This is a genomic window from Nitrosospira sp. TNL200 (genome assembly GCF_055386305.1).
The window spans coordinates 1,028,692-1,041,340 of record NZ_AP041003.1 but is presented as its reverse complement, the minus strand read 5'-3'; the positions used below and the strand labels follow the sequence as shown (position 1 = coordinate 1,041,340).

General features: G+C 57.0%; 8 protein-coding genes. 1 reads left to right on the top strand and 7 read right to left on the bottom strand.

Features of this window, described 5'->3' with window-relative positions; all coding sequences use genetic code 11:
• Positions 1-52: 52 nt before the first annotated feature.
• The 6 genes from ACZ5CE_RS04625 to bioB all read right to left on the bottom strand — a co-directional run bounded on the left by ACZ5CE_RS04625 (position 53) and on the right by bioB (position 10,085).
• Complete coding sequence (locus ACZ5CE_RS04625; RefSeq protein ID WP_464576646.1) at positions 53-1,534, bottom strand: APC family permease; 1,482 nt, start codon at positions 1,532-1,534, stop codon at positions 53-55.
• Between the two features lie 119 nt (positions 1,535-1,653).
• Positions 1,654-2,976 carry an adenosylmethionine--8-amino-7-oxononanoate transaminase gene (gene bioA, locus ACZ5CE_RS04620; RefSeq protein ID WP_464576645.1) on the bottom strand — a complete coding sequence of 441 codons (1,323 nt, stop codon included), beginning with the start codon at positions 2,974-2,976 and terminating at the stop codon, positions 1,654-1,656.
• Positions 2,973-6,623 (bottom strand): urea carboxylase, encoded by a 3,651-nt coding sequence (uca, locus tag ACZ5CE_RS04615; RefSeq protein ID WP_464576644.1) that lies wholly within the window; start codon positions 6,621-6,623, stop codon positions 2,973-2,975. Before uca ends, bioA begins: the two co-directional genes overlap by 4 nt.
• A 235-nt stretch (positions 6,624-6,858) precedes the next feature.
• Positions 6,859-7,770 carry a malonyl-ACP O-methyltransferase BioC gene (bioC, locus tag ACZ5CE_RS04610; RefSeq protein WP_464576643.1) on the bottom strand — a complete coding sequence of 304 codons (912 nt, stop codon included), beginning with the start codon at positions 7,768-7,770 and terminating at the stop codon, positions 6,859-6,861.
• Between the two features lie 12 nt (positions 7,771-7,782).
• Positions 7,783-8,979 carry an 8-amino-7-oxononanoate synthase gene (bioF, locus tag ACZ5CE_RS04605; RefSeq protein ID WP_464576642.1) on the bottom strand — a complete coding sequence of 399 codons (1,197 nt, stop codon included), beginning with the start codon at positions 8,977-8,979 and terminating at the stop codon, positions 7,783-7,785.
• A 53-nt stretch (positions 8,980-9,032) separates the two neighbouring features.
• Positions 9,033-10,085 carry a biotin synthase BioB gene (gene bioB / locus ACZ5CE_RS04600; protein WP_464576641.1) on the bottom strand — a complete coding sequence of 351 codons (1,053 nt, stop codon included), beginning with the start codon at positions 10,083-10,085 and terminating at the stop codon, positions 9,033-9,035.
• A gap of 39 nt (positions 10,086-10,124) precedes the next feature.
• Here bioB and ACZ5CE_RS04595 point away from each other — a divergent pair, with 39 nt between their 5' ends.
• Positions 10,125-10,286: a hypothetical protein gene (locus ACZ5CE_RS04595; protein WP_464576640.1), complete on the top strand. Its 162-nt coding sequence runs from the start codon at positions 10,125-10,127 to the stop codon at positions 10,284-10,286.
• On the opposite strand, the gene ACZ5CE_RS04590 is transcribed toward ACZ5CE_RS04595, so the two are convergent.
• A complete protein-coding gene (locus ACZ5CE_RS04590) occupies positions 10,273-12,612 on the bottom strand; it encodes a 5-oxoprolinase/urea amidolyase family protein (RefSeq protein WP_464576639.1) in 2,340 nt (779 codons plus the stop codon). The genes ACZ5CE_RS04595 and ACZ5CE_RS04590 overlap by 14 nt on opposite strands.
• Between the last annotated feature and the right edge of the window lie 37 nt (positions 12,613-12,649).

The window sequence follows — 12,649 nt, the reverse complement described above, 5'->3', positions numbered from 1 at the left end:
TTCTCCTCATGAAAAATAAATTGTCGACTGCGCTTGATGACAGTCCTGCAGTTCACATTTGGTTCATATCGGCTGTGATTCTTTTCGAGTCATCTTTTTTGTGCTCCTTGCGATTATTGTTCATCAATATATGCAGGGTAGTTACTCCCAGGATGCTTCCCAGCACCAGCGGGACCGCATAAAGCTGCCACCAGGGAGCACCGGCCGCCACCACGTATTCGCGCGGCCAGGCGATGTTGGCAAGTTCGAACAACGCCCATGCAAACGCCACTGTATTGATCGCCAGTCCCAGTGCGCCCAGCTTCAAGGCCCCCAGCGCGGGATTCCACCGCCCCGTCAGCCGGCTGTAGAGCCCAACCCCGGTCGTGAAGGAGAACATGGCGTACAGCCCGCCCGTGCCAAAGGCAATGATGGTGGCGACAGCCCCGTCGTTCAGGCCGAAAAGCAGTCCCAGCCCGGACAGTGAAACCGTGGTCAGGATGGCGTTGCGCGGGATCTTGTGGCGCGTCACGCGCGAGAGCGGTGCAGGCATGTTCCCTTCGCGCGCCATCGAGAAGACGATGCGCGATACGTAATTGACCACCGATGAGCCGCAGGAGAGAAAAGCCGTCATGACGATCGCCAGGAAAGGCTTGGCAGCCCACGCCCCGATGGTGCCCGTGATGATGGGTGAGATGGGGTCGGAGGTGGCGCTGGCTTCTATCAGGACGCCATGGTCGACGGACAGCATCAGCGAGGAGGAGTTGAAAAGCACCACGGTGCCCACGGCGCACAGCGACAGGAAGATCGCCCGGGGAATCATCCGTTCCGGGTGGTGCGCCTCTTCCGCTATCGTGGAGCAGGCGTCGAAACCAATGAATGCCCATCCGGCGATGGCCACCGCCGCCAGGAATGCCGTCATGCTGGTGGGGGCAAGCCCGGTGCCCAGGTGCTGGAACAGCTCGGAAACAGGGTGGATGCGGAAGAAAAAGAACAATACCAGCGCAACGCATACCGATCCGAGCGCTTCGGCACAGACCCCCAGCATGTTGATGACCTTGAATATGTTCTGGTGGACCATGTTGACCGTGGTGCAGATCAGCAGGAATATGCCTCCCCACAACACGGCTGTCGCACCCTGGGCATCGCCGCCCACGAAAACCGCCGCCAGCCACATGCCCCCCGTATAGGCCGTGGTGGTGAGCATGGCGATGGTGGAGCTGACATAGATCACGCCGGCGTATTGCCCCGCCCGTGGTCCTATGAGTTGCCGGGCCCATTTATAGGCGCCGCCTGCTATCGGAAACTGGGAGGAGAGTTCGGCATAGACCGTGGCCACCATCATCTGCATGACCAGGCACAGCGCCAGGGCAAGTATCCAGCCTCCTCCGGTGACTACGTTCTGGACACCGAAAATGGCATAAAGACCCACCACCGGCGATACCACCGAAAATCCCAAAGTGAAACAGTTCCATACACTCAACGTCCGCTTGAGCGTATGGGAACCTGCAGGATCAGGAATGGGACAGCCATTCTGCCCCGAATCTATTGACATGATGCCCCTCCGGCCGGGTTGTATCCCTCCGCCAGATGACTAAAATCCGTATTGAAGGCAGAAGCTGCCTTGAAAACCAGGTGAGGCTTTCGGCAACTGCCAATGTCAATGCCAGAGGTTCAGAACGCATCGAGGGCTCGCATGGTTCCCGCCACCAGCTGGTCCAGCTCCTGCTCACTGATAATGTAGGGAGGCATAAAATATACCGTATTTCCCAATGGGCGCAGCACCAGTCCTTGAGCAAGTGCGGCCTGAAAAAATTTTCCCGAAAATGCGGGATCACCGGTTTCCACCTCGAACGCCCAAATCATTCCGCAGTTGCGAAAATTCCTGACCTTGCCGTGGAAGGCGAGAGGTTTTGCGATGTGACTGAGGTAGGCTGCCTTCGTCCGATTGGTTTCGATGATATCGTCCTGCTCGAAAATATCGAGCGTGGCTAGCGCGGCGCGGCACGCGAGCGCGTTACCCGAATGAGTATGGGAATGCAGGAAACCGAGCGTCGTGTCATCGTGGTAAAAACCCTGGTATACCGTATCGGTAGTCATCACCACGGCCAACGGCAGATAGCCGCCGCTCAGTCCCTTGGCGAGGCACAGGAAATCGGGCGTGATATTGCCCTGCTCACAGGCAAACAGGGTACCGGTCCTGCCAAAACCGACCGCTATCTCGTCAGCGATGAGATGCACTCCATACTTATTGCACAAATCCCTCGCAAGCTTGAGGTAACGGGGATGATACATGCCCATCCCCGCCGCGCCCTGCACCAGCGGTTCGATAATGAATGCGGCGGTTTCTCCATGATGTTGCACGAGATACGCTTCCAGCCCAGCGGCTGCTTGCTGCGCATGCTCTTCGGGCGATACCCCCTCGGCAGCATATCGCCAATCGGGGGTGGGAACGTGCGCACTCGCACGCAATAGCGGCGCGTACGTATCCTTGAACAGCGCCACATCGGTTACCGACAGCGTTCCCAGCGTCTCACCGTGATAGCCGTTTTGCAGGCTGACAAAGCCATTCTTTTCCGGATGGCCGCTGTTGTGCCAGTAGTGATAGCTCATCTTCAGCGCAATTTCTATTGCGGACGCGCCATCGCTGCCATAGAAGCAATGCCCGAGCCTCCCGGATACGAGACTGCTCAGGCGTTCCGATAATTCCACCACCGGCTCATGCGTAAATCCCGCCAGCATGACATGCTCCAGCTTATCCAATTGCTCGTGAACCGCGGCATTGATGCGCGGATTACTGTGGCCAAAGAGATTGACCCACCAGGAACCGATGGCATCGAGATAGCGCTCCCCTTCGAACCCGAGAAGCCACGCACCTTCGCCACGAGCGATAGGAATCAGGGGCAACGTTTCATGCTGCTTCATCTGTGTGCAGGGGTGCCAGACGAATTCCAGGCTGCGGGCCTCGACGTTTTTGGATAGAAGCGGTTTGTTCAATCTTCACCCTCCTGTATGACCAGCAGCATCTGCCCTGCGGATACATGCCCGCCCTTGCTACAAAACAATTGCCGCACTGTTCCGCCAACGTGCGCTTCGACCACGAATTCCATTTTCATGGATTCCAACACCACCAAGGGTTTTCCCACCGTGACGCGCTCTCCCTCCTCGACCAGCAATTTCCATACTGTGCCGGTGACATGCGCGCTGACCGCATGCGCCCCTTCCGGCAAGTCCAGTTCGCTTTGCGCGTCAGCATCCTCAAGGACAATCTCGCTCACATATTCCGCCTTGCCTTCCGCCTTCCAGCGCGCGCGCTCCGCCTCGAACGCGGCCTGCTGCGTTGCCTTGAATGCTTTGATCGCCACGTCGTTCTTTTGCAGGAAGGCGTTGTATTCTCTTAAACTGAACCTGGACTCTTCCACCCGAAGTTGAAAGCGTCCGGAGATAAAATCCTGCCTGAGCTGGAGCAGTTCGCTTTCGCTGACCGGGTAGAACCGGATCTGATCAAAAAAACGCAATAGCCAGGGCTTGCCATCCTTGAAGTCGACTGTCTGGCGATAACGATTCCACATCTGCACTGTCCGCCCGACAAACTGGTATCCGCCGGGGCCTTCCATGCCGTATACGCACAGATAAGCCCCACCGATGCCTACCGCATTCTCCGGAGTCCAGGTGCGCGCGGGGTTGTACTTGGTGGTAACCAGCCGATGGCGCGGGTCCACCGGCGTGGCCACCGGCGCGCCCAGGTACACATCCCCGAGGCCCATTACCAGATAGCTTGCCTCGAATACGATCTGACGGACTGCTTCGATGCTTTCCAACCCGTTGATGCGCCGGATGAACTCAATATTGCTGGGGCACCAGGGCGCATCCCGCCTGACGGACTGAATATATTTTTCTATCGCGAGCCGGGTCGCCCCATCGGCCCATGACAAAGGCAAATGCACGATCCGCGTTGGCACCTGCATATCTTCGATGGCAGGCAGTTCCTTTTCAGCTGCGATCAGGAAATCCAGCAGCTTGTCCCGCGGCAACAGGCGCGAATCATAATGGATTTGCAGCGAACGTATGCCCGGAGTCAGATCCAGAACGCCTCGCAGCCGCGCTGCACTGACTGCATGTTCCACCCATTCCATCAAGGCGTGAGCCCTGAAGCGGAGATTGAGGTCGAGCTCCGGGGGACCATACTCGACAAGAATATTTTTATCCCCCGACTGCCGGTACACTACCTGGACTTGCGCTGGACCTTCCGGAAGCCGATGCAATATGGCGGATTCAACCTCAAGGGCTGAAGCTGTACGGTTTTTCCTTTTGAATACTGGTGGAATAACCTTCGGCACATCCAGATTTCGAAGCGTCGCATCCTGCAATTTTTCGAGTTCAAGCGCCTGTTCCATCGACATGGGACAGAAACGCACGCTATCTCCCGGCTTGAGTTGACCCATCTTCCATAATTCCGCCTGGATGACGGTAGCCGGGCAGACAAAGCCGCCGAGGCTCGGCCCATCCGGACCGAGTATCACCGGCATATCGCCGGTGAAATCGACCGAACCTACCGCATAGGCATTGTCATGAATGTTGGAAGGGTGCAATCCCGCCTCGCCGCCATCACTTCGCGCCCACTCCGGCTTGGGACCGATCAGACGCACCCCGCTGCGGCTGGAGTTGTAATGCACTGTCCATTCGGAAGCAAAAAAAGTGCGTATATCGTCATCGGTAAAGAAGTCGGGGGCTCCATGGGGCCCGGAGAGCACGCCGATCTCCCATCGATTGCTGTAATGGGGAATCAACTCCGTGGGGAGCACGCGGTCAGGAGAGCGGGCATGAAGCCGGAGCGGGACAATGTGCAGCACATCCGCGCTGAGCAGGGCCCGTCCGGCATGTCCACCAAACTTTCCGAGGGTAAAGGTTGCCTTGCTGCCCAGATAGGCCGGAACCTGGACCCCTCCCTGAACCGCAAGATAGGCGCGGCAACCGGGACCCGCTATCTTGCCGAGTTGCAACAGCGCGCCCGACTTGACCCGGCAGGAACGCCATTGCGCCAAAGGCTCGCCATCCAGCCGCGCATCGATAAGGGCGCCGCATAGCGCGATGACGCTGTCGCAATTGAAGCGCAGCGTCGGACCGGCAAGGGTAATCTCGAGCCCGGCTGCGCTTTCCATATTATCCACCAAACGATTCGCAAGGCGAAATGCGAGACTGTCCATCGGGCCGGAAGGCGGTACGCCGATACTCCAGTAACCCACCCTTCCCGGATAATCCTGCACGGTGGTCTGCACGCCAGGGCTGACGACATCGATGGTGCTCGCCGCATAGCGGAAATTGTTCAGGAAGCCCGTGGTGTGACGTGCTTCGCGGAATGCCGCCGTCTGCAGAATCTGCTTCAGATAATCCAGGTTGGTTTCGATGCCGCTCACTACGGTATTGTTCAGTGCTCCCAATAATGTCTGGATCGCCTGCTCGCGGTCCTTCTCATGAACGATTATTTTCGCGAGCATGGGGTCATAAAAAGCCGGGACCTCGACGCCACGCTCCACCCAGGTCTCCACGCGCACTCCGGATGGGAACTCGGCTGCGGTAAGCGTGCCGGAAGATGGCTGGAAATTCTTGGCAGGGTCTTCGGCGTACAGGCGCACCTGGATCGCGCTTCCACGGGGTCGGATGACGAAGGAATCGAGTGGCGGCAGCTCGCCGGCAGCCTGCAGGACCATCCATTCCACCAGATCGATGCCGGTCACTTCCTCGGTCACGCCATGCTCGACCTGCAGGCGAGTATTGACCTCGAGAAAATAAAACTCACCCGTAGCGGCATCAAAAATGTATTCCACGGTGCCCGCGGACTGATAGTTGACCGCACTGCCCAATCTCGCGGCCGCATCCAGCAGCGCTTTGCGCAGATGCGGCTTGAGTCCGGGCGCAGGCGTCTCCTCGATTACTTTTTGATTGCGTCGCTGCATGCTGCAATCGCGCTCGCCCAAGGCGACGACGCCACCCGCACCGTCGCCAAAAATCTGCACTTCGATATGGCGGGCATCCTGTACGTATTTTTCCAGAAACAAGCCCGCATCCTTGAAGTTATTCTGCGCGAGATATTTAACCGACTCATACGCGCTGGCCAGCTCATCCCTGTTCCAGCACAGGCGCATACCGATGCCGCCTCCTCCAGCGGTGCTTTTCAGCATGACGGGGTAGCCGATATGCCCGGCGCTGTGGAGGGCGTCTTCCATGTTTTCCAGCAGACCCGTTCCCGGCAGCAGGGGCAGCGCATTTTCCAAGGCAAGCGCGCGCGCCGTATGCTTCAAGCCGAATGCCCGCATCTGTTGCGGGGTTGGGCCGATAAAACGGATATTCTCCGCGATGCACTGCTCGGCGAACTCCGCTTTTTCGCTTAGGAAGCCATATCCCGGATGAATGGCCTGTGCACCCGTGCGCCTTGCCACCTCGAGGATTTTGTCGGCCCGCAGGTAGCTTTCCGCGGCGGCACCGCTACCGATGCAGTACGCTTCATCCGCCGCTGCCACATGCCTCGACAATGCATCGGCTTCCGTATATACCCCCACGCTTTTGACACCCATGCGGCGCAGCGTGCGGATGATGCGCATGGCAATGGCGCCGCGATTGGCAATCAATACCTTCTCAAACATGCTCTGCCCTTTTTTCCTGGGGTTGCTTTGACAAACCGGTAACCCGCCAAAGTCGTCGCCATATTCGCGACTGGATCGTCTTAGACTAACAGAAGGTGTAGGATTTGTAGACATAAGGGGATCGTTTCAATTACGGTCGATTTCGGGAGCGCTACATCCCTCAACCCGCATTCTATATATTTGTTTGAAAAGGTGTCGATTAAACTGCTGAGCTTATTATCCTTCAGGACGTCTATTAAAATACCTCTGCTAGCATCCCAGGTATGGTTTCACATGCGACTCTCGAGCCGGTTGCCCGCTTCTCATCCGGCTTCCGGGCATAGCCATAGATCACCTCGAAAGTTGCCGGGAGCTTTCCTCTAGTACGCAACATCTCATAGCAATTCATCGCTTTTTGCCATGCTGTTTTACCCATCAGCCCGCGCCGCCTTCCCTGGCTGACATTATGGGCGCCGATCGCTTTCAGGTCTCGTATAACACCAATTACGTCGTCATAACAAATGGTGATATGTTCCCTATCCATGACCGCGACCGCAAATCCGGCACGCGCCAGCTTATCTCGAATGTCATGTATTTCGGTGAAACGGTTGACGTGCCTGTATTCATCTGCGCCACGGAAAGCCTGGCGCAACTCCTTCAAAGTATCCGGACCGAAAGTGCTGAACATGAACAAACCTCCATTCCGCAGCACGCGGAACACCTCGGCAAATGCCGGGTTGAGATCATTGCACCATTGGAGCATCAGATTCGACCACACCAGCTCCACGCAGGAATATTTGAGCGGCATCTTCTCCGCATCACCTCCCACATAGCTGATTTGACCGCGATTCCCGCCTTGCGCCAATGATTGCCCTTGCCGCAAAATCCCGGGATGCGCCTGAGCGTGCATTGCCGTTGCGATATCGATCGCCAGTATCCTTGCGGCAGGGTAGCGCATGAGCAGCTTGCGCGTGCCATAGCCCGTACCGCTGCCAGCATCCAGAATGACCTCCGGAACATATTTTACGGAATCGAGACGCGCGAGCATTCGATCGCACACTTCCCGTTGCAACACCGCGGCCTGATCGTAACTTGCGGCAGCCCGGTCAAATGCCCTCCGTACCAGGCGCTTATCAACGATATGTTCGCAATCCATTGTCATTAACATGTTCGGACTCACTCAGCAAATTTTCGAGCATAGTTTTCTCGACGCACGTTGATCCAGTTCTCTCAACGCTGTTCCCAGCCGGGCGACATCTTCCATCGTGTGTGACGCGCACAATGAAATGCGCAGCCTTGCAGATCCCTGCGGGACGGTAGGCTCGCGAATCGCGGGGACGAGAATTCCCCTTGAACGCAATGCCTTGCTGATTTCCACGGCCTGATCGTTATCACCGATAATCAGGGGCTGAATAGGCGTGGTCGAGGGCAATAACCGCCAGCGCAGCGATTGCAACTCCTGCCTGAGCGCTGCGACAAGCTGGACCAGTTTATCGCGCCGCCATTGCTCTCTCTCTATCAACCCCAGACTTTTGGATAAGGTATGGGCAAGCAGAGGCGGAGACGCAGTGGTGTAAATATAGCTTCGGGCACGCTGGACCAGCGTTTCGATGATCGCCGGCTGTGCGGCGACGAAAGCACCGTATACACCCGCGGCCTTGCCCAGCGTCGCCATATAGATAATGCGAGGCGAGCGGATATTGAAATGGGCCATCGTTCCCCGCCCCCCCGGCCCGAGTACGCCAAAGCCGTGGGCATCATCCAGCATCAGCCACGCGTTGTATTTCTCGCACAGTTCCAGCAGACCGGGTACGGGCGCTATATCCCCATCCATGCTGAATACGGCGTCGGTCAATACGAGTTTGCGCTCGGCGCGCGATGCTGCCAGTTGGCGTTCCAGCACAGCCAGAACAAGGTGCGGATAGCGATGGAACCTCGCGCGTGACAGCAGCACGCCGTCATTGAGCGACGCATGGTTGAGCTTGTCGCAAAATACCGCGTCGCCGGGACCCATCAGCGCCGTAACCACCCCCGTGTTCGCCATGTATCCCGTGGAAAACAATAGTGCGCGAGGCAGCCCGACAAAGCGGGCCAACGCTTCTTCCAGTACATGATGCGCTGAAGAGTGTCCGCTGATGAGATGCGAAGCACCCGAGCCAATCCCATATCGCTGTGCGCCCTCGCACGCTGCCGTGATCAGCCGCGGGTGGTTCGCAAGGCCAAGGTAGTCATTGCTGCAAAACCCGAGGTATTCCCATCCATCTATGAAAACATGGGTCTGCTGCGGACTTTCCAAAGCCAGGCGCCGCCGGAGCAGATTTTTTTTCTCGCGGCCCCGCAATTGCTCGCTTAGCTGCTCGATGAGATCGTTTTTCATTCCGCTAACCATAATTCGACGGAAACCTGGGATATAGGGAATCACGACGGCTGCTACATCGAGCTCAACCCTAGCTTATCGAATAATGCCTTGTCCCTTTCCGCTTCCGGATTGCCGGTAGTAAGCAATTTGTCTCCGTAAAAGATCGAGTTGGCGCCGGCAAGAAAACACAGTGCCTGCACGGCATCCGGCATCTCGCGCCTGCCAGCGGACAGCCTCACCATGGCTTTCGGCATGGTGATGCGCGCCGCTGCAATGGTCCGCACGAACTCCAGAGGATCCAGGGCTTCGGTGCCGTGCAGGGGCGTGCCTTCCACCTGTACCAGATGATTGATAGGGACGGACTCGGGATAAGGGTCGAGATTTGCCAGTTGGGCAAGCAGGCCGGCCCGGGCATGGCGCGACTCACCCATGCCGACGATGCCTCCGCAGCATACGTTGATCCCCGCTCCACGCACTTTCTGTAAAGTGTCCAGCCGATCCTGGTAACCCCGGGTCGTGATGATTTCGCCATAAAATTCCGGCGATGTGTCGAGGTTATGATTGTAGTAATCGAGTCCCGCATCGTGAAGCTGCTCTGCCTGCCCCGGCTTCAGCATGCCTAACGTGGCGCATGTTTCCAGTCCCAGTGCTTTCACCGCGCCTACCATCTCCACCATTTTCTCGATGTCACGCTGCTTGGGCCCCCTCCATGCCGCACCCATGCAGAAACGTGTCGCGCCCTGGGCCTTGGCTGCGGCCGCCGATGCCACGACCTCCTCGAGCTGCAACATGCCCTGGTTCTCGACATTGGTGTGATAGCGTGCGGCCTGGGGGCAATATCCGCAATCTTCGGGGCACCCTCCCGTCTTGACGGAAATCAATGTGGAAAGCTGCACGGCATTCGGATCGTGATGCTGACGGTGGATCAATTGAGCCCGATGCATCAAGTCATTGAATGGCAGATCCAGCAGGGCCTGGATTGCCGCTGCGCTCCAGCACTTCGATCCGGGCGCATCGTCAATGAGCTCGACAGCGATGGCATCGCTGAGGGTGCCTGGCTGATTTTGCATGGGGGCGGCATTGATATCGGGAGTGGCAATCATGTCGGAAGTTAGCTGGTTCATAGCATCCTCTATCTCTGTATTGTTTAAAAGCCGTTTATCATGGGCGCGACTATTGGCGGATTCCAGTCACTGCATCCGTCATTTCTCCTGGGCGGCCAGGTCCATGACATGCATGACATTTGCCTTGACTGGAAGACATCGCTCATGGCGGTGCGGGCTGTTCTTCGTCCGGACAACCCGCATCCGCTCAATCCTCCTTGATTACCAGGAGAACCTGCCTCGCGGATACGCGACCGCCCTCTTTACAAAACAATTGCTGGACGGTACCGTCGATCGGTATCTCCACCGTAAACTCCATCTTCATTGATTCGATTACTGCTGCCGGACTTCCTGCCGTCACGCGTTGCCCTTCCTTGACCAGGAGTTTCCATACGGTGCCAGTTACGTGGGTGCGAATGGCATGCATCCCTTCCGGCAATTGCATTTCACTTGGCGGAGCGCTCGCGTTGTCCTGCGAACCATCGCTGCTTGTGTAATTGGCCTGCCCCCCCGCCTTCCAGCGTTCACGCTCGGCGACATACGCGGCTTTCTGCTTGACCCTGAAGGCATCGATTGCTGGCGCATTCTCCTGCAGGAAAGTGTTGTATTGCTTCAAACTGAAACTGGTTTCCTGGATACGGAGGTTGAAACGCCCATGGAGAAAATCTTCCCTCAATGCGTGCAGTTCCCGCTCGGTCACGGGATAGAAGCGAACCTGATCGAAAAAACGCAGCAGCCATGGTTTGCCATCCTTGAAATCTTTCGTCTGGTTAAAGCTGTTCCACATTTGAACCGTGCGTCCGACGAGTTGATAACCCCCGGGACTTTCCATGCCGTATACGCACATGTAGGCACCGCCGATACCTACTGCGTTCTCGGGCGTCCAGGTGCGCGCCGGATTATATTTAGTGGTAACCAGGCGATGCCGTGGATCAAGGGGCACTCCAAGCGGCGCACCGAGATAGACATCGCCCAGCCCCATTATCAGGTAGCTTGCCTCGAATATGATGCGCTTCACCTCTTCGATGCTATCCAGGCCATTGATACGCCGTATAAATTCGATGTTATCCGGATTCCACGGGGCATCTTTACGCACGGACTGCATGTACTTTCTCATCGCCAGCTGGACCGATGGATCATTCCATGACAATGGCAAGTGCACGATACGCGTGGGCACTTCCATGTCCTCAATGGCGGGCAACTCCTTTTCCGCCGCAATGAGCGTAGCCAGCAGCTTGTCGCGTGGTAGTAATTTGGAATCGAAATGGATATGCAGAGAGCGAATGCCAGGGGTCATATCCACCATCCCCTCGAGACGGCCTGAATCGATGGCACGCTGGAGCCATTCCATCAAAGCGTGAACGCGAAAGCGCAGGTTGAGATCGAGTACCAGCGGGCCATACTCAACCAGCATATTCTTGTCGCCACCCTGCCGATATAGCACCCGTATCTGCTGGGCACTCTCGGGAATGGTATGGAGGATGGGGCTTCCTCTTTCTTTTATTGGCGTTGCCGGCGACTCTTTGGGTTGGCGCAGATCTCGTATCAATGCATCCTGCGATGCTTCGAGCGCTTGTGCCTCGGTGATGGACATTTGATGAAAGCGCACCGTATCGCCGGGCCTGAGCTGGCCCATCTTCCATAGCTCGGCATGAGCCATGGTGGCCAGGCACACAAAACCTCCCAGGCTTGGACCATCCGGCCCAAGTATGACAGGCAGATCGCCGGTAAAATCGACCGCTCCGATAGAGTACGCCACGTCGTGGATGTTGGAGGGATGCAGTCCCGCTTCACCGCCATCGGTTCGCGCCCATTTCGGTTTGGGACCGATCAGGCGTACGCCTGTACGGTCGGAGTTATGGTGTACTTTCCATTCGGAAGCAAAAAAAGTGCTGACATCTTCATCGGTAAAAAAATCGGGCGCACCATGGGGACCATATAGCACACCGATCTTCCAGGTATTGGTATATCCCGGAATCAATTCCTGTGGCAGGACGCGAGGGTTATGAACGCGAGCCTCGACAATATGCAACACATCGCCAGTATGCAGCGCACCTCCGGTACCGCCGAACTGGCCCAGTATGAAAGTGGATTTGCTGCCGAGGTAGTCGGATAGCTGAAAACCACCTTGAACCGCCAGATAAGCGCGAGCGCCGAGGTCCAGAATATCGCCGAACTGAAGCAACGCGCCGACTGCAACTTCATGTGACTGCCATTGCGCCAGCGGCTTTCCGTTCAGGCTCACCTGGATCGGCGCTCCGGTCACTGCAATGACGCTATTGCAATTGATGCGTAGAGTCGGGCCGCTAAAAGTGATTTCCATGGCGGGCAGCCCTTCCGCGTTGCCCACGAGACGATTTGCCAGGCGGAATGCCAGGCCATCCATGGGTCCGGACGGAGGCACGCCGATATTCCAGTAACCTAACCGTCCAGGATAATCCTGTATGGTGGTTTGTACTCCCGCGGGATCGAGCACATCAATGGTAAGTGCAACATTTTTATTCGCTGGTGCTGCATTTTCATCCGTGACCACTTCTCTTTCAAACATTTTTGTCCCCAGTTTTGGCAGAACATTCCGCCAGGTT